The following is an 18,147-nucleotide window of genomic DNA, read 5'->3' on the forward strand; positions in this document are numbered from 1 at the left end:
TCGGCGATCTGCCAGACGGCGTTGGCGATGTCGCCGATCACTTCGACCTGCGGGAAGTACACGGCATCGACTTCGGCGGAGCGGAAGCTGATGTGGATGACTTCGGTGCCGCCACGGACCATGAAGAACGGCGGCTTCTCGATCACGTCGTGGCCGATGTTGATGATAAGGTCGGCCGCTTCGATCGCACGGTGCACGAAGTCACCCGACGACAGCGCGGCGTTGCCCAGGAAGCGCGGGCTGCGCTCGTCGACCACACCCTTGCCCAGCTGGGTGGTGACGAACGGGATGCCGGTCCTGTCGATCAGCTGCTTGAGGACCTTGGCGGTCATCTTGCGGTTGGCGCCGGCGCCGATCACCAGGATTGGGCTGCGCGCGGTGCGCAGCTTCTCGATGGCGGCTTCGATGGCCACATGCTCGGCCAGCGGACGGCGGTGCAGGCTGCGCGGGATCGGCATGGCATCGGTCTGCTCGGCAGCGATGTCTTCCGGCAGCTCCAGGTGCACGGCACCCGGTTTTTCTTCTTCGGCCAGGCGGAACGCTTCACGCATACGAGCCGGAATGTTGTCGGCCGAGGCGAACTGATGGGTGTACTTGGTGATGGGGTGCATCATGCCGCACACGTCGATGATCTGGAAGCGGCCCTGCTTGGACTTCTTGATCGGCTTCTGGCCGGTAATCATCATCATCGGCATACCGCCGAGATAGGCGTAGGCGCTGGCGGTGACTAGGTTGGTCGCACCAGGGCCGAGGGTCGACAGGCTGACGCCGGTCTTGCCCGTCAGGCGGCCATAAGTGGCGGCCATGAAGCCTGCGGACTGCTCGTGGCGGGTCAGTACCAGCTTGATCTTCGACTTGCGCAGGGATTCGAGCAGGTCTAGGTTTTCCTCACCAGGAATGCCGAATACATACTCGACACCTTCGCTTTCCAGGCATTGCACAACGACATCGGCGGCCTTGGCCATTTTGCTTGATACCTCAGATTTATCATTATTCGGGCATAGCAAATCGTTGGGGCCATAGTCTCGGCCCCAAAGATAAGGACGGTTGCTTGGGTGGCCTTCGCGTTAGGCCAGTTGGTACGTTGTTTTCACCCGAGTGAAGAACTGTCGCGCATGCGTGCCTTGCTCGCGCGACCCAAGACTTGATGCACCGTTTCCACCGAATGGCACATGGTAATCGACGCCGGCGGTAGGGAGATTGACCATCACCATCCCTGCAGAGCTATTACGTTTGAAGTGCTCGGCGTCTTTCAAGGACCTGGTCACGATGCCTGCTGAAAGGCCGAATGCAGTGTCTTCGGCAGCGGCAAAGGCTTCAGCGTAATCACGAACTTTAAGCACAGCCAGTACGGGGCCAAAAATCTCTTCGCGATAGATGCGCATGTCAGGCTTTACGTCGGTAAACAGCGCGGGCGTAAAGAAGTAGGCTCCCGCTTCATTTTCTATTCGCTCACCACCGCAGACCAGGGTTGCTCCCTGTTCCTTACCCATCATTACGTAGCTCAGGTTTTGCTCAAGCTGACGGTCGTCTACCACTGGCCCGATATCCGTATCGACATCGAGTGCATCGCCAACGGTCAAAGCACGGGTCCGCTCGGCAAGGCGCTCGACAAAGCGGTCATGTATGCCTGCGGTTACGATGATTCGTGAGCTCGCAGTGCACCGCTGTCCGGTGCTATGGAAGGAGCCGCTCAATGCAATTTCAACGGCTTGCTCTAGATCAGCGTCATCAAGAACGATCAGCGGGTTTTTACCGCCCATTTCCAATTGGACCTTTTTCATCCCTTGGGCGGCGGTTTGGGCAATCTGGCGGCCAGTGTGTTCCGAGCCGGTGAAGCTGATCGCATCGATGTCCGCTGAGCGGATAATGCTGTCGCCTACACTTCGCCCCGGACCAATCAGCATGTTGAACACACCGGCCGGAAGACCTGAGCGACTTATGATTTCAGCCAATGCCCATGCCGAGGAGGGCACCAGCTCCGCGGGTTTGAAAACTACAGCGTTACCAAAGCACAACGCCGGGGCAATCTTCCAGGCGGGAATCGCGATCGGGAAGTTCCATGGGGCGATGATGCCAATAACGCCCATCGGCTGAGTGAAAACGTCGATACCGACATCCTGGCGTACGGACTGATATTTCTCACCTTCAGCACGCAACGCCTCCTGGGCGTAGAATTTGAAAGATCGACCTGCACGGTCTACTTCCCCAAGGGCCTCGCGCACGATTTTGCCTTCTTCGCGCGCCAGCAGTTTTGCCAGCTCTTCACGCCTTGTCAGAATCTCGTTGCCGATAAAATCCAAAGCATCGGCGCGTAGCTGGGGATTGCTCCGTGCCCAACCCGGTGCCGCACGACGTGCCGCCGCGATCGCTTGCTCAGTGAGCTCATGTCCTGCCCGTTCGAACCGCTCGATCACCTCACCCGGATTGGACGGATTACGGTTTTCTAGAATTTGCAGGCTGTTGCCTAGCTCGACAAAAGCCCCATCGACATAGCTGCTCTTGGTTGGGATGGTCATGCGTGAACAGTCCTTTTTAGCGGCGAAAGAGTATCTCGGCTTACAAAATCAGTGATGTTGGCGATTGCGCTATCCATCAATTGCTGCATGGCGTCCTCGCTACTCCATGCAATATGTGGGTTGAGCAGGAAGTCGTCGCGATCAATCAGTTGGAACAGTGGGTTGCTCGGATGCAGCGGCTCGTGCTCGACGACGTCTAGCGCCACGCCGCCCAACCGATCGTTGTTCAGCGCTTCAATCAGCGCAGCTTCGTTGATGACCCCCCCACGTCCGGTGTTCACCACTACTGCATCATTCTTCATCAGCGCCAGTTGCTCGGCGCCGATCAGGTTGTAAGTTTCAGGAGTGAGCGGACAGTTGATTGACAATATGTCGCAGCTGCGCAGGAGTTCGGCCAATGGTCGTGCATCTGGACCTGGGCGTTTACCCGCACGGTCTTCGAACAACACCTGCATGCCGAACGCGCGAGCCAAATGCGCCAGTCGCAGGGCGATGGGGCCGCTGCCAATGATTGCCAGTTGTTTGTCGCGCACATCACGGATGCGGTGGTTAAAGTAGATGTTCTGGTGGGGTTTTTCCCCCGCGTGCACCTGGCGCATCAGTCGAGTGAACGCTGCCGGACGGCGAAACAGCTCGAGAATCATTGCCAGGCTGTGTTCAGCCACCGTGTTGGCGGCATAGCCTGGAACACTCGACACTTCAATCCCGTGAGCTGCGCAATAGTCGAGATCGACGATATCGCGACCAGTGAGGGCCAGCGATACCATCTTCAGCTTTGGCAGCTGACGGAGCTGTTCCTCACGTAGCGGTACGCTACAGGTCAGAGCGATGGTGGCATCCTTGAGATGCTCCACAACTTGATCGGGGTGGGTGTAAGCAAACTGCTGCCAAGTATGCGCGCAATCAGGTCGCTTCAGACGCGTGGAGGGCGCCAGGCCTTCGTCATCCAAGAAAACGATGTGCTCAGTCATGCTGCAATCCTTCACTTCTTTTGCGCCGGGACATAACCGGCCGGGGCCATGGCCACCAATTGACGGGTGATGAATCCAGCGTCTTGATCGTGGTCTTCCAGCGATTCTTTGCGCACCAACGCATCACGAACCATGTGCGCTCCAAAGAAACGGAACGGTTCTGGTGGCAGCAATTTCATCTTTTGGTTGACCAAGCCGCAATTGGCCCACTCGTCGTTCGCATGCAATACCAGCGACTTAATGATGCGGCTGGCAAAGACGGTAGTGGCCACGCCGTTACCTGAGAAGCCGATGCCGTAGCTGACGTTCTGGTGATGGTCGAGGTAGCCGAAATTCGGCAAGCCTTTCATCGCGCGGTCGATTGGCCCGGTCCAGCTGCTGACTACGGGGACATCGGCCAACTGCGGGTACAGCCGACGCAGTTCTGCAGCTACCTTGTCGGCAGCAGGCGAAGGCTTCTCGTAAAGATTGCCAATGCGCCCTGCATACGCGAACTGACCCAGGGGTTTGCCAAAGACTACGCGGCCATCTGGGGTGTTGCGCCAGTAGTTTAGTACGGTGCGCGAGTCGGTCATGCATTCGCCGCCACTGAAGCCGATGGCATCGAGCTTGGCCTTGACTGGCGCAGTGGCCACCATGTCGCTGGACATGATCGCGATCATCCGGCGCAGTTCTGGGAACTGAGCGCCCCATGCATTAAGCGCCAATACCACTTGATTTGCTTTGACGTGGCCTTTGGCGGTGTGCACTACAGGATTGGCACCTCGCACCAAGTGGGTGAAGGGTGACTTTTCGAAGATCTGTACGCCAAGTTTCAGCGCAACCCGGCGCAGACCGCGTGCAAGCATGGCCGGTTGGACGGTTGCGGCGTTGGGATCGTAGATTCCACCCAGAACCAGCGGGGAGCCGACCCGGCCACGGATGGTTTGGCGGTCGAGTTCCTGGAATGGGTTTACATCTAGTTTCTGAAGACCATCGGTGAGTACGCGCCATGAGTTCATTTGGCGCTGGTTGGTTGCGGTCCACAGCCACCCGTCTTTGCGGTATTGAGCGTCAATGCCATGTTCTTGACAAAAACTACCGATCTCATCAATAGCCGATTCGGCAGCTTCGCAGATACGCCGTGCTTCCACATCGCCACAGATGGTGCGTACTGACAGGTATTTGCCCCACCAATTGGTCGCAACGCCGCCGTTGCGACCGCTAGCACCAGAGCCGCAACGGTCGCGCTCAACAATGACGATGGTTTTTTCGGGATGAGCCTGCTTCAGGCGGATGGCCGACCACAGGCCAAGGAAGCCGCCGCCAACGATACATACATCGGCCTGGATCGAGTCCTGCAGGGAAGGGGAGAGGTCGCTGTCCAGGTCGAGCGCCTGGGCATACCAGAATCCACGGTACATGATGGGTGCCTCTGAGCATGTTTGTCTTGTGCATACATGATGCTCAGCGGGGTAGGCCTTGCGATATTACACGCATGACAATTGATGGTATGCATGCGCTCAATCGTACGGGTGTCATGAATTTTCTATTTGTTGAGATTGATATGATATGTAGGACCTGGTGGATGGCGTATCGTTGACTCTTCAAGCACAGCAGGGGTGGCCAATCATGAGCGAGCAGGGCAGTGAAATCAGTATGAATGTTCCTGTCATCAAGCCGGAGCTGCGGGTTGGCTTTGTGCTGATGAATCATTTCACGCTGGTCCCGGTTGCGGGTCTTGTGGATTCACTTCGGTTTGCAGCGGACAAGTCCTTTCGCAGCCAGCAGGTCTTCTGTCAGTGGGATTGGATGACCCTGAACGATCAACCCATCGTTGCCAGTTGCGGCATGCCGATTCTGCCTACCAAGCCGCTGAACTTGTGGGCGCAATATGACTACATCGTGATCGCCGGTGGATTACTTGGCGAAACGCGAAATCCTCCCGACTGGCTTTTAGACGCATTGCGCGACGTGCATGCGGCCAACATCCCGATCATCGCGTTATGCTCTGGGTCTTTCGTTCTGGGTAAGGCTGGCCTATTGGATGGAAGACGTTGTGCACTTCATTTCACTCTGCGTGACGAGTTCAAGGAGCGCTTCCCGAATTCCACAGCGGTGATCGACAAAAACTATGTAGATGACAGAGGTATCATTACCTGCCCTGGTGGAACCGCCATCGATTTGGCCGCTAGCTTGATTCGCCGTCACTGCGGTGCAGTCAGGGCGCAGAAAGGCTTGGAGTACCTGCTCGTAGAAGAGCGCGAGGAGAGTGAATCAGTGGCCCCAGAGGGTGTGGTTTATCTCAACGATCGTGTGCAGCGAGCCATCGCTTTCATGCGCAATAACCTAGACGCTTCACTGACACTCAAGGCGGTAGCAGATGCGGTGGGTACCCATCCTAGGCAGCTGCACCGCGAGTTCGTGGCCAACACCCAAGAGCCTCCAGCGAATTATTGGCGCAAATTGCGGCTCGACCAGGCGCGTCGCTTATTGGTCAACACTAGTCAGAATATAACCACAATCGCATTGGCATGTGGCTTTTCGGATGCGTCTCATTTCATTCTCTGGTTCCGCAAACAGTATGGTGAAACGCCCTATACATTCCGCAAGCGCCGCCACGAAGTCGAGCGGTTTGACTGGCATCACGAGCGAGTCGGTTTCGATCCAGAGCTGTAATTGATGCCGCAGCGCGGTTAATCCCGGCCGCGGCTCAATATCGCCATCTGTGAGCGTCAGAGTTCGCCAAACGCCTGTATCTCAATCAGATAGCCTGGTGCCGCCAGCTGAGCCCCTACACAGGCTCGTGCGGGCGGGTGCTCACCCACCCAGGCATCGTAAACGGCGTTCATCGCCTCGAAATTCGACATGTCGGATAACCAGATCTGAATCCGGGAGATGTTTTCTTTCCCGGCGCCCACTTGACTGAGCCATTCTTCAAGTTGAGTGAGGACGCATTGGGTTTGCTCGCTGATACCGCGCTTTGAGAGGTCGGCAACAATGCCCGAGGTCTCTATGCGCCCCTTGACCACTACCAGTTGACTGGCACGTGGACCTGGATTGATCCGCTTGATCATGGCCAGCTCCTTTAGAAGAGAACGTAGGTTTTACGCAGGGGTTCACGGATGTCCCAGATGCCTTCACAGTTCTCCGGGAACAGCACTGCGTCACCTGCGTGCAGTTCTACCGGTTCGCCGTTGTCTGGGGTGAAAATGCACCAGCCGCTGACAATGTGACTAAATTCTCGGTTCTTCAAATGACGGCGGAATACACCAACGCTGCTTTCCCACACCCCAATACTGGCCCCGACGGCGTCATCTGTTTGTGCTTGGCCGGTGGCCGCATGAGCAATGAGTTCACCCAGCGGAAGTTTGGCAGGTGCAGTTTCACCCAGCGGGGACTCAATTGCGTTTCTAACAACAGTCAGTACGTGGCTCATCAGTAACTCCTTGGTTTGAATTTGACGGAGGGCGAATCATCAATAGCTGGCTCTGGTGTTGCCGCTCAGAGACGATGCTTGTTGCAGGTCGAGCCTGCTTGTTTCGGGGGCCATCCACCACGAGATCAAGGCGCCGAATAGCGATATGAGTGCAGCGGCGAACATGGTGTTGGCAATGCCTAGCGAGGCAAGAGAGATAGGAATCAGGTAGGTGCCTACTGCTGCGCCTATGCGCGACAGCGATGTTGCCAACCCCACGGCTGAGGCACGGATTTCAGTGGGAAACAGTTCATTGGGGTAGACATATTCCAGTACTTGCGCACCGCCGATCATGACAGCGTAGGTGCCGAACAGCAGCAGTACCGTTGAAGGGGAGGCATCAGGGAACATGCCAAGCAGCAAAAGGGCAACGCCTGACCATAGGAAGCTGTGGATCAGCATCTGCCTGCGTCCCATGCGATTGATCAATTTGGTAGCGACCAAGCAGCCGAGAGTGAACAGGAAGGTAATTGCGATGGAGCCATAACTGGCCCAGTCACCTGTCAGTTTCAGTGCGAGCAGAACTTTCGGTGCAAAGGCATAAATGGCAAACAGCGGAACAATTGCACAGGTCCAGAAGAGCGTAATGAAAGCCATGCGTTTTCCATAACCGGAATGGAAAAGTGACCACACTGAAACAGGCATTTCCTTGGTGGGCTCCGGCAGGTCCGCAATGGAATAAGTCGGGCCGTAGACCTTCTTGATGACGGCGTCGGCTTCGGCAGTCCTGCCCTTGTTCAAAAGCCATCGTGGTGACTCGGGAGTGCCACTGCGAGCAATGAGGAACAATGCCCCAGGTACTACTGCGCTCGCCAGAACCCAACGCCAGCCGTCCTCTGTGACGACTCTTAGCAGGAGTTCGCCGACAAGGTAGGCTACGGCTGCACCAGCGAACCACATAAGGACCATGGCCGCCAGAAGTGGGCCGCGGTGCTTACGGGGCAAGAACTCAGCAAGTAGGGAGGTGGCAATGGGATAATCAGCCCCTACTGCGATGCCGATCAATAAGCGCCAAGCGAACAATGCCCAGGCAGACTCTACCCAAAACTGTGCTACTGAGAATCCTACGATGGCAATCAGATCTACGAGGTAGAGTATCTTTCTGCCGTATTTATCAGTAAACCAGCCACCCAGAAATCCACCCAGAAATACCCCTATCAGCGCAGAGGCGGCTATCAACCCTTCCCAAAATGCAGTGAGTTGAAGTGCCCCGGAAATCTGCACCATGGCAACACCGATGATGCTTAGAACGTAGCCGTCGAGGAACGGGCCTCCAGAGGAATAGACTGCCAGTTTACGATGGAACCCGTTAAGCGGGGCATCCTCGACTGAACGTTTTGAAACAGACATCATTACTCCTTATTTTTATCGCGCGCACATTGTTGCCGGCCGCCTAAGCAGACTTAATGTTGAGTGGCTGTGGTGTTGCAGAGCTTGAGCGCTTACGTGCTCAGTGCTGCTTGAAGTACCGTCGCTTCCGTACGTTGATCACTATGGCACTAACCTGCTTTGCTCTATATAACGCGGCGGACGAGTCATGTGACTTTTTGGTAGGCAACTTAACATACGTACGGTCTGGTGATTGACAGTCTCGCCTGCGCGTCGAACTGGGGCGCTAGCTGAGGCGACGGTGCTCAATGATTGTCTGGTGTCTGGGTGCGGGTCAGCAGGGCGTCGAGCACCACCTCGCAGGCCGCGCCCCAAGTCGCGCTGACCGGTTGATGCATAAGTACCGCTAGGCCCTCGGCGGTGAATGTTCCGGGGGTTGCAATCGCTTGGCCCAGAGCCTTGAGTGTAAGCAGGGGTTGTTCGCGCGCGCTGCTCAAGCAGTCCTGGAGGTTTCCCAGCACAAGGTCGCGCGCTTGGTTAGCGGGTAGCCCTCGGTCGCACAGCCATTGTTGGAGGTCATGCAGTAAAAAATAGAACCAGCCGTTCATGCATGCGGCCACTGTCGCCAACTCGAAGGACGATTCATCCTCCAGTACTACGATTTCGCCGAGCGGTCCTAGCCATTGCTGGGCTAGGTTGTCCGCCGGGCTGATAACCACTGTGGACTGGTTGAACTGCGCGGCATACGACAACATCACTCGAACACAGCGTGCGCCTGGAAAGGCTGTCGAGAGCTTATCGAGACCGATACCCGCCAGCAGCGAAACCAAGCATTGACCGGGGCGCAGTCGGACCTGTGTGACCAGTTCACTCAAAGACTCTGGTCTCACCCCAAGGATGATCAGGTCGGCACGATCGACAACTGACTGGTTGTCGCTCATTACTTCACAGTCGTAACCACTGGCCAGTGCTCGCGCCCGCTTGGTATTGCGGGGGGAGAGCACGATACTGCCATCGAAGCCGCTGCGCCGCAGTCCGTGCACGACTTTTTCGGTCAACTCACCGACGCCAAGTATTCCCAGGCATTGCATGCAGCCTCCTTAACTTTCCACACCTGCGCGATGTTGACCCCAACGCAGATTCAAATTAACCCCCAGGCTCAAGAACGGTTCTGGGGGGTTGCGATTTGGGCCTTCAGCATTGAGCAAAAAATCGATCAACTCATCACGTTCACCTGCCAGCCAATTGGCAAGCAGGGTGCCGGTAATCGTGCCGCGCGTTATACCTAGGCCGTTGCAGCAAAGCGCTGCATGAATTTTCGGTGCCAGTGAGCCGAAATGCGACATGTGGTTGCGTGAGAGGCACATGGATCCACCCCACGTATAGTCGAATGGCATGCCCGATAGCATCGGGAATCGTCGCTCGAATGATGCTCTGTGCTGACGGCCTGCCCGATCAAGGTAGCGCTGGTGTGCCCTGCCATCAGCGTTAAAGCTGAAGCTGTTACGCACAAGCAGGCGCTGATCGGGAGTGCGTCTTAACGTGCTGCCGAAGGGGTCTGCTGGAATCACCCCCCAGGTCGCTTTACCGCCTAATTGATGTTGCTCATCTTCGGTGAGGGGCCGCGTCATGCTGGCGTAGGTAAAGATGGGGAGCAGTTTGCCCGGCAGAAAACCAAAGTGGGAGGCGAAGGCGTTGTTGGTTAGCAACAACTGATCAGCGATGATCTTCCCATTGGCGTGTTTGAGTACAATTTGTTCACCTTGCTCGATAGCGGAGATGACGGTGTGCTCATAAAGGCTCACATTGCTTGGCAGTGAGTCGGCCAGGCCTTTCGCCAACGCGGCGGGTTGCAAAAGCATCGTCCCAGGTGTGTAGAGCGCTTTTTTGTAGAACGATGTCCCAAGATGATCAGGCAGGTCATGACCCTCGATCATCTCGTAAGGCTGTCCTAGCTTTTCCAGGCCACTACGGTAGGCCTCTAGCACCGACAGACCCTTGCTCTCCACTGCCGCCTGATATTTGCCATCAGGCCGAAGCTGACAGTCGATGCCGTGGTCCTTGATCTGCTTGGTCAGTATCTCCTGGGCGCGCAGATTGAGTTTGAGGTTCATCCGGGCTGTTGGTAAGGGGCCTATGTAATCGTGCGCACCAATGTCATGCGGCAGATCAATGGCAAAACCTGAGTTGCGCCCAGAGGCTCCGAATCCGACTTCTTGAGCTTCAACGAGGATAATCTCGTCATTTGGGTAGCGCAGTGCCAACTGCCGTGCCGCAGCGAGTCCGGTAAAGCCGGCCCCGAGAACGACCCAACGTGCAGTGCTTGTGCCGCTATGGCTAGGCCGAGGGGGGCGAGCACGGCTCAGGTGGAACCAACCGCAACCGTTATCATCTGCCGGGGTAGAGGTGCTTCTGTACATGTGCGTCAACTTTTCGATGTTGTTTTGCACACTATCCCACTCAGCCGGTCTGGGAAATATAACGCGCGAGACGACTCATGGAACGTTTGGGTACAGCACAAGTGGCAAAACACCGTTTGTGATCGCCGTGCTTGAGTATCAGGGTGAGCCAAGTGAGAACATGTGCGCAGAGCGTGCATGAGGTTGCGACACAGCTGGGGGGGCATTAGGCTACGCAATCTGAGGAACTTGATCGGGCCGACCCAGTGCGCAGTTGTACAGTGGAGCATTCTCAGGTCTGCGCCAAACTCTGCCCTCGCTTGCATCGGTGCGTCGGTAAAGTAGGCCTTCGAGCCCAATCGAAAAATATCGTCAAGGCAGGCATGTGCTCATTGCCAATCTTGATCGCGATCACATTGACCCGCGCTGCGGAGGTCAGCGTCACTTACTCGATTGCGAATGCGCCCATAATTGTGCCAATCGAGCGTATCATAGTGGCCTTCTCTCTAGTGCTGGCCACGCCCCTTGGCGCGCGAAGCCGAGCGCTTCAGCGTCTAATATCTGGTGTCCATGCACTATGCCATGGGCACCTGGGTGTCGGTGCCTTCGAGGCCGGCGCGATAGATGCCTGTGTGAACGCTTTGATGGCCAAGGGAATCGTGGCTATGAACGAGGAGGTTGCGTCAATCATTGAGCTACCTTACGCGCGCTTTTCAGTGATCGAGCTGTTCGCTGCCAGCGGGGGCATCTGAGTGCCCGTCGTGGTTCGCTGCGGCCCGGTAACTCGGTCGATAAACAACCCGCCGTCGCCGCCACCGCCGAACACGCTGACATAACCAGATTCGCTCGATTCCCGTGGTGAAGGATCGGCTGCACGTTGCATTAGCGAAATACCATACTCGGGCCCATAAGGGGGCCGAGGATTCGTGGGCTTGGCCGATGATATCCAGATTATGTTCGCACGCGGCGGTATCCGTTTTTTCGACTACATCGTCAATTGCAGCCCGACAATGGGGTAACAGGTCGAAGTTCATGCATGACGTCAGGTCGATCGGTTACCAAACTCTTTGTCAGTTGCGCGCAGGGTTCGCCGTGGAGCCGTATCCGTCACTTCGACGGAGATGGCCCAGCCCTCGATGCGTTCTTACTGCTCGGAGATGAAGTACGGGCGGTTTTCAGCCATGAGTACCGCGACCGTTTGAACCAGGTGCGCTATGAAGACATGTCCAATTCAACGTTGCTGTACTCCACGTCTCACACTTACTGGTCGCGCTGGCTGGCCTAGGTCGGAATGTCGTTTGACGGGATACGTAGAGGGTTGAAGTTTGGCCAATCGGAACTCGCCATCGATGCTTCAAGTATGCTAATCAGAAGCCCATGGCTAGTTTAGGAAAACCTCCAGCAGGGCTGTTTGCCCCATCTTTTCCCGTAGGCCTGCGAACGGAGTGGGACTACTACTAATCAAAGCCAAGGGCAAAGCTCTTGGCCAGGGAGCGCAACTGCTCTAAGACTGGCTGATATCCAAGGGCTCGGTGCCTTGACTGTTACCCTGTCGAACGACGGAATAACTCAAGCCTCGCCGCGGGCCAATGTCTAACGCCGGTGACCATTTCCAAGATTTCCGTCAGGATGAGATTGATGCTGTAAATCGTCCTGCCTGTTATAGCGACTGTTGACGGCCACAAGAAAAATGGAACTGGGCGTCCCGCACTACCACGGTCTTCGCCACTAAAAATAAGGAAGAACGCACATGGAAAAGCAATTGACCTTACTCGCCCTGATGATTGGGCTTTGCTCGATGACCGACGCCGCCGAAATGACCGTCATTTCATATGGTGGAGTCAGCAAGACTGTCCAGACCGAAGCCTTCTATCAGCCTTTCGAAAAGGCTCACCATGTGAAAATCATCGCTGGTGAGTACAACGGAGAAATGGCCCGCATCAAGGCGATGGTCGACACCAACAGTGTGAACTGGGACGTCGTCCAGGTTGAGTCTGACAAGCTTATCCTGGGATGTGATGAGGGCCTGTTCGAACAGGTGGATCCGCACCGGTTCGGCCAAGCTGCTGACTTCGTGCCAGGCACGCTTTCGGAATGCGGAGCTGGTCTTCTGGTCTGGTCGATGACCATTGCCTACAATGCCGACACACTGAACGCCGCTCCTCAAGGTTGGGCAGACTTCTGGAACGTCACCAAATATCCAGGCAAGCGCGCTCTTAAGCGGGGCGCCAAGTTCACTCTGGAGGCGGCATTGCTTGCAGATGGCGTGCCCCAAGACCAGGTCTACAAAGTCCTGGGCACCCCTGATGGCATCGACCGCGCCTTCAGCAAACTCGATGAGCTGAAGCCAAACATTCAGTGGTGGGATGCGGGAGCGCAGCCAATGCAATACCTAGTCGCGAACGATGTCGTCATGACTACCGCTTTCAACGGCCGGATCTTTGCTGCCCAACAGTCCGGCGCTCATATCAAGCCTGTATGGGGGGGAAGCATCCATGCCATCGACTACTGGGCAATACCTCGAGGCAGCAAGAACAAGGAGCTCGCGGAACAATTCATTGCCTCAACTCTTCAGCCTGAAGCACAGAGAATTCATTCAACAAAACTCGGCTACGGCTCGGTGAACGTCCATACCTCCGAACTGCTTGATCAAGCACTGGCCGCTCAATTAAACACAGCTCCTGGAAACATTGAGCATTCGCTGGCTTTCAATAATGAATTCTGGGTTGACCATAGTGAAGAACTGGAGACTCGCTTCAACGCCTGGGTCGCGAAGGAGATTTGACCTTCACATCAATAAGTACCGTGCTAAGCTCGGGGCAGAGGTATGCCCTGGGCTGTTGCATCTGAAGTGCTGTGGGCCGTCGAAAACTAAAATGGGGGCGTTTTGGAAGTATGAGCACGCATCAGAAGACTAGATAGATGAACTTTCGAACATCCTCCTGGGCGGGATGGATGTTAACGCGGGCACCCATACGGCAAAGAAACCCCTTGGGCCCACGCAGGAGCGAGCCAAGGCACAGCCGTAGGGCGGCCAGGACGTGTCTGGGGGCACCTGTTTTTGTTGTTATGGGATTAGGGTATTAGGCGTCCCCTATTGCGCGGATGGGTGCTCAGAGAGAAAAGGTCGATGTCGGGTTCCCACTGATGCCCATCACGGTGAAAACACCTCATGCCCCGCTGTCTCTGCTTTCACCTCCATTTGGAAGTAGCTGTGAGTAGCATGTCGACTCGCTCAGTGATGGTTTAGTTGCCAGCCATAAAAATGATGCTGGAAAAACGACTGGTTTTTTCCTGCTTGATCGCCAAGCTCAGAAGAGCAGCTCGAGCTCCTTGCAAAGTGCCAATAATTGCCAACTGCCCGGTAATGATGAAATGAATACAAAATCTATAAAACTTCCAAATGACGACCGTAACTGTGGTTGGTATGACCTTCTGCCGGCGCCTGGCGCTCCTTCTGTTCTTAAAGGTGATCATCGAGCAGATTATGTGGTGATCGGCGCTGGTTTCGCGGGGTTGGCAGCTGCTCGTCGGTTGGCAGAGCTGAAACCAGAAGCCTCCATCTACTTAATTGACGCTCAATGTGTCGGCTTCGGTGCATCTGGGCGCAACTCGGGCTTCGTGATTGACCTGCCCCACAAAATGGCACTCGAACACCCGGATCCAGAGGTCAAACAACGGTTGCTGCGTTTGAATCGGGCCGCCATTTCCAGCCTTGAAAGCTCGATTACCCAGCACAACATCGACTGCCAATGGTCGCATGCAGGTCGTTATCAGGGGGCGGTGGGCGAGCGGGGCAGGGGCTACCTAGAAAACTTCGTAAACCTAATGCGAGACCTCGGTGAGCCTTTCAAACTCGTTGAACGCGACAAGCTGAGTAAGGTTCTCGGAACCCAACACTACAGCCAAGCCGTTTTCACGCCTGGTTGCTACCTGATGCAGCCTGCGGCTCTCGTTCGCGGCCTTGCGGAAGCGCTCCCATCCAATGTTCGTCTCTTTGAAAACTCTCCAGTAAGCGGGCTTCGTAAAGGCAGCAATGGTTACTGGGTTGTTGACGCTTCTGGTGCATCAGTCACCACCAAAAATCTGTTGCTCACCACTAGCATTTTCACCCAAGAGTTCGGCTACCTGAAAAACCGACTGTTGCCGGTGATGACCTTCGCCAGTTGGACTCGCCCGCTCACCGATGCTGAGATGGCTGAATCTGGGATCACCGCTGACTGGGGGCTGACCCCCGCAGATCACGCTGGCACTACCGTGCGCATGACCCAAGATCGCCGCCTGATCATCAGGAATTCCTACCAGCACGTACCTAAGTACGGTCAAAGCGTCAATGATGACTTCCGTAGCAAGGTTCGGGCAAAGCATAGAAAGTCCATGCTTCTGCGCTACCCGCATCTCCAGGATGTTCACTTCACCCACACATGGGGCGGCTCCTATGCGATCTCTCGCAACTTCACCAACTTCTTCGGGAAACTCGAAGATGGCGTCCATGCGTTGGCCTGTGACAACGGCGTAGGAGCTGCCTGGGGGACTGTAGGCGGAGGATTGCTCGCCGAGAGAGTCGTGGGTGGTAGTTCATCGTTGCTGAGCGACATCCAATACGTCAGCGGTATGCCTTCACTTAACCCCCCAGCGCCGATCCTTGGCCTTGGTGTTAAAGCTCGGATTCGGTGGGCAGCCTGGAATAGCCGGGGCGAGCTATGAGGTCTGTCACTGGGGCGGACACCTGTGTATGTGGTCGACTATCGTGATCTTCAGTTCTCGCAACGCGGCGGGCCACCAGGTAATGCTGGAATTGTAAGGGTGCTCCCAGAGCAAGTGTCGCCAAGTCTCGGCGTTGGATTCGGGAAGTGGGAAGGGGCAGAAGTATCCTGGGCGGTGCTATACGATGAGACCTTACTGCGCATGTCGGCCACATCCTGCACGTGGCCGATTACGTTGCAGCTGATAAAAGTCTGACTGCTCAAATTGGCAGTCATGGAGCGTCACGGGGCAATTTGTGTCGGAACCCCACAGGAGCTGTCCACTCCGCGCCGGCTTTTTGCCGTGATGAGGATGGAGCCAGTAAGCTACTACGACCTTGCTCCAGCTGGAGTTCCTGTACACGCAACCGCCTTCAGGGCAGCGGACGAGCAGTCGTTCAACAAGTCCCCATTCTGGGTGTTCACCTCGCCTCTGCGCCTTGAGCTCATCGACGATGCCCGCCTTCGTACAACGGCAGAGAAAGCTCTCCAGGCACGAAACATTTTCAGTCCACGTGCATTGGCATTCATCGAGCTTCACGAGGCCAAGGGTGGATTGACTGAGGAAGAGGCGAATGAGTTCGTCGCTGAGGTGCTTGAGACTTTCCGCTGGCACAGCATGGCAACGGTCAGCATGGAAACCTTCAATGAACTCCAGAACCAGCACCGGTTGATTGCAGATGTTGTGGCATTCAAAGGCCCCCCATCAATCACCTGACCTCGAGAGTGCTCAACATTGACGCCGCACAGGAAGCCATGCCGGGGGGAATTGTGCCGAAGGCTGTCATTGAGGGGCCGTCAAAACGGAATGTCGACATCATTCTGCGCCAGACCAGTTTCAAGGCCTGGAATGAGCACATCGCTTTCCCCTACGACGCAGGTGGAGGTGTCTACGAAACCAGGGGCGATTCATGGACCATTTCCAGGATAAGTGCGTTGTCCGGAGCGACAGAAACTTGAACCTCTATTTGGGGGGCAGCTTCCAGGCTCTCCCTGCTCAGACGCTCAATAAACTCTATGTGGTCTGCTCCCTTGCGTGAGGCAATCTCGATTTGGTGCACGACAAGCACTTCGAGCTTTTGAGGCCACCTGACACTGAGGTGCGCATGTGCCGTGTGAACAGTGGAGGCCTTAGTGGGCAGCGCTCATGTCCACTGTTGGTTATGGTGCGGATTCAACCGGTCGATGCACACAATATCTGATTGCTCGTATTTGGCTTCTGCTTGTGCTTATGGTGCGGATCATGATTGGCTGCTGCTATTGCTGCTATTGCTGCTATTGCTGCTATTGCTGCTATTGCTGATTGCACTGTTGGCTAGGATTGCTGCCAGTCTGTCGCCGAGTTGGCGCCATGCTTCGGTTTTCTCCTTGGCATAGTCGTGATGTAGATAGTGCCGGCGCACCTTGGACCCGCCCAGCAAGTGGTTTTGGCAGCGGTCGATGATCTCCAGGGTGACACCCAGCCCCTGCATCATGGTCGCTCCAGTACGCCGCAGGTCATGTGGTGTCCATTCACCCTTGGTACCCTTGCTCAACAATAGCGAGTCGTCATGATGGCGCCCAGTAAGAGGTTTGCTCCGGTTTTTGAATCGGCATTGCCGGTCTCCGATTAGCTTGCTGACCGTCTTGGTGTCGACGTGGCTTTTCTCGTCCTTGCCGGGGAAGCAGAACGGGGTATGCCCGGTTTCTTCCTTCAAGTACTTGAATTGGGTCCGAGCGAATGAAGACAGAAACACGTGGTGATCTTGGCGCTTGCCCTTGTGTCCCTTGGTGGCCTCGGCAGGGATGAGCCAGGTGCCTTTCTCCAGATCCACATGGCGCCATTCGGACTTGAGCAGCTCACCGATGCGACAAAGGGTACTCAGGCAGATCCAGACGGCACATTGTACGCGGCGATTGATCGGGCGGATGCCGGAGTATTTCTGTCCGGCGGGGAGGGCGTCGTAGTTGTGCTTGAGGTGGCTGAATATGTCGTGTAGTTCCCGGATTTCGTCGGGGGAGAGGATGCGGTCGCGCTGTTCCTGGTAATCGTGGTCGAGTAGTTTGCTGACGTCCACCAGGTCGGCCGGGTTGCCGTCGGCCATCAGGCCACGCCAGGGTTTGCGCTTCTCGGCCCAGCGCAGCATCTGGCCGATGTCGTTGTTGCGGATCACGACGGTGCGGTTCAGGCCGCGGGCCTTGATCGAGCGCAGGACCGCGAGCAGGTCTTTCTCGGTGAGATTGCGCAGCGGCTTCTTGCCAATGAGGGGCAGCACATCCTTGGTGAAGCTGCGGCGCAATTCGGCGTTGCCGTCCTGGCGAGACACGCCGTCGCGCATCCACTCTTCGAAGAGCTCGGCGACCGTCTTGTTCTCCGCGGCCTGGCGCTCTGCTTCGGCAATTGTAGCGGCAATGGCGGCCTGGGCTTCGATCTTGGCGGCCTTGCGGGCGGTGGAGGGATCGATGCCCTTGGTGACGGTCGCTCTCACTTCGTCGCGCTCGGCACGGATCTGCGCCAGCGATTTCTTGGGCCAACTGCCCAAGCGGTGATCGCGCTTGGTTCCATCCAGCTTGAACTCGTAGCGAAACAGGACGGTGACACCGCGTACACCCGCACGCACTTTGGCGACAAGGCCGCCGTCTTCGCGTAACGTCTTGCCGTCATCGGCTGAGGTGAGGGCCTCCAATTGCTTCGCCGTCAGTTTTGCCACTTTTTACACCGTGCCTGATTCGGTCGTCCTTGAATTT

The 18,147-nt window shown here is 56.2% G+C and carries 15 protein-coding genes and 1 pseudogene; 6 read left to right on the forward strand and 10 right to left on the reverse strand.

All coding sequences use genetic code 11. The features are described 5' to 3' along the window. From ACIPIJ_RS22505 to ACIPIJ_RS22520, 4 genes are all read right to left on the reverse strand, one after another. On the reverse strand, positions 1-965 hold a 965-nt coding region (locus ACIPIJ_RS22505), incomplete at its 3' end, for an acetolactate synthase large subunit (RefSeq protein ID WP_401080700.1). 102 nt (positions 966-1,067) lie between these two features. Further along, positions 1,068-2,519 carry an aldehyde dehydrogenase family protein gene (locus tag ACIPIJ_RS22510; protein WP_401080703.1) on the reverse strand — a complete coding sequence of 484 codons (1,452 nt, stop codon included), beginning with the start codon at positions 2,517-2,519 and terminating at the stop codon, positions 1,068-1,070. Then, positions 2,516-3,490, reverse strand: coding sequence for an NAD(P)-dependent oxidoreductase (locus ACIPIJ_RS22515; protein ID WP_401080706.1), 975 nt, complete (start codon positions 3,488-3,490; stop codon positions 2,516-2,518). The genes ACIPIJ_RS22510 and ACIPIJ_RS22515 overlap by 4 nt, the downstream gene beginning before the upstream one ends. Before the next feature lie 11 nt (positions 3,491-3,501). After that, on the reverse strand, positions 3,502-4,893 hold the full coding sequence (locus tag ACIPIJ_RS22520; RefSeq protein WP_401080709.1) for an NAD(P)/FAD-dependent oxidoreductase: 1,392 nt from the start codon (positions 4,891-4,893) through the stop codon (positions 3,502-3,504). 208 nt (positions 4,894-5,101) lie between these two features. Here ACIPIJ_RS22520 and ACIPIJ_RS22525 point away from each other — a divergent pair, with 208 nt between their 5' ends. Continuing rightward, a complete protein-coding gene (locus ACIPIJ_RS22525) occupies positions 5,102-6,148 on the forward strand; it encodes a GlxA family transcriptional regulator (RefSeq protein ID WP_401080712.1) in 1,047 nt (348 codons plus the stop codon). A gap of 56 nt (positions 6,149-6,204) precedes the next feature. Here the strand turns inward: ACIPIJ_RS22525 and ACIPIJ_RS22530 are convergent, their stop codons facing one another. From ACIPIJ_RS22530 to ACIPIJ_RS22550, 5 genes are all read right to left on the reverse strand, one after another. Next, on the reverse strand, positions 6,205-6,546 hold the full coding sequence (locus ACIPIJ_RS22530; RefSeq protein WP_401080715.1) for a RidA family protein: 342 nt from the start codon (positions 6,544-6,546) through the stop codon (positions 6,205-6,207). Positions 6,547-6,557: 11 nt separating this feature from the next. Continuing rightward, positions 6,558-6,908 (reverse strand): cupin domain-containing protein, encoded by a 351-nt coding sequence (locus ACIPIJ_RS22535; protein ID WP_401080718.1) that lies wholly within the window; start codon positions 6,906-6,908, stop codon positions 6,558-6,560. Between the two features lie 39 nt (positions 6,909-6,947). Beyond that, entirely contained in the window at positions 6,948-8,297 is a 1,350-nt protein-coding gene (locus tag ACIPIJ_RS22540) for an MFS transporter (RefSeq protein WP_401080721.1), read from the reverse strand. 284 nt (positions 8,298-8,581) lie between these two features. Continuing rightward, the gene (locus ACIPIJ_RS22545; protein WP_401080724.1) at positions 8,582-9,367 is read right to left on the reverse strand and encodes an NAD(P)-binding domain-containing protein; all 786 of its coding nucleotides are present in this window, start codon (positions 9,365-9,367) and stop codon (positions 8,582-8,584) included. 9 nt (positions 9,368-9,376) lie between these two features. Further along, a complete protein-coding gene (locus ACIPIJ_RS22550) occupies positions 9,377-10,696 on the reverse strand; it encodes an NAD(P)/FAD-dependent oxidoreductase (protein WP_401080727.1) in 1,320 nt (439 codons plus the stop codon). Positions 10,697-11,711: 1,015 nt separating this feature from the next. Between ACIPIJ_RS22550 and ACIPIJ_RS22555 the strand changes: the two genes are divergently transcribed. From ACIPIJ_RS22555 to ACIPIJ_RS22575, 5 genes and pseudogenes are all read left to right on the forward strand, one after another. Then, on the forward strand, positions 11,712-11,960 hold the full coding sequence (locus ACIPIJ_RS22555) for a hypothetical protein (protein ID WP_401080730.1): 249 nt from the start codon (positions 11,712-11,714) through the stop codon (positions 11,958-11,960). Between the two features lie 465 nt (positions 11,961-12,425). Next, on the forward strand, positions 12,426-13,460 hold the full coding sequence (locus tag ACIPIJ_RS22560; RefSeq protein WP_401080733.1) for an ABC transporter substrate-binding protein: 1,035 nt from the start codon (positions 12,426-12,428) through the stop codon (positions 13,458-13,460). Positions 13,461-13,780: 320 nt separating this feature from the next. Then, the gene (locus ACIPIJ_RS22565; protein ID WP_401080736.1) at positions 13,781-13,897 is read left to right on the forward strand and encodes a hypothetical protein; all 117 of its coding nucleotides are present in this window, start codon (positions 13,781-13,783) and stop codon (positions 13,895-13,897) included. 153 nt (positions 13,898-14,050) lie between these two features. After that, positions 14,051-15,382 (forward strand): NAD(P)/FAD-dependent oxidoreductase, encoded by a 1,332-nt coding sequence (locus ACIPIJ_RS22570; RefSeq protein WP_401081330.1) that lies wholly within the window; start codon positions 14,051-14,053, stop codon positions 15,380-15,382. Between the two features lie 273 nt (positions 15,383-15,655). Beyond that, positions 15,656-16,380, forward strand: a pseudogene (locus ACIPIJ_RS22575) (2-oxoadipate dioxygenase/decarboxylase family protein). Between the two features lie 281 nt (positions 16,381-16,661). Here the strand turns inward: ACIPIJ_RS22575 and ACIPIJ_RS22580 are convergent. Continuing rightward, positions 16,662-18,110: a tyrosine-type recombinase/integrase gene (locus ACIPIJ_RS22580; RefSeq protein WP_401080739.1), complete on the reverse strand. Its 1,449-nt coding sequence runs from the start codon at positions 18,108-18,110 to the stop codon at positions 16,662-16,664. Between the last annotated feature and the right edge of the window lie 37 nt (positions 18,111-18,147).

The organism is Pseudomonas sp. NPDC087185, assembly GCF_044744955.1.
Taxonomy (GTDB): Bacteria; Pseudomonadota; Gammaproteobacteria; order Pseudomonadales; family Pseudomonadaceae; genus Aquipseudomonas.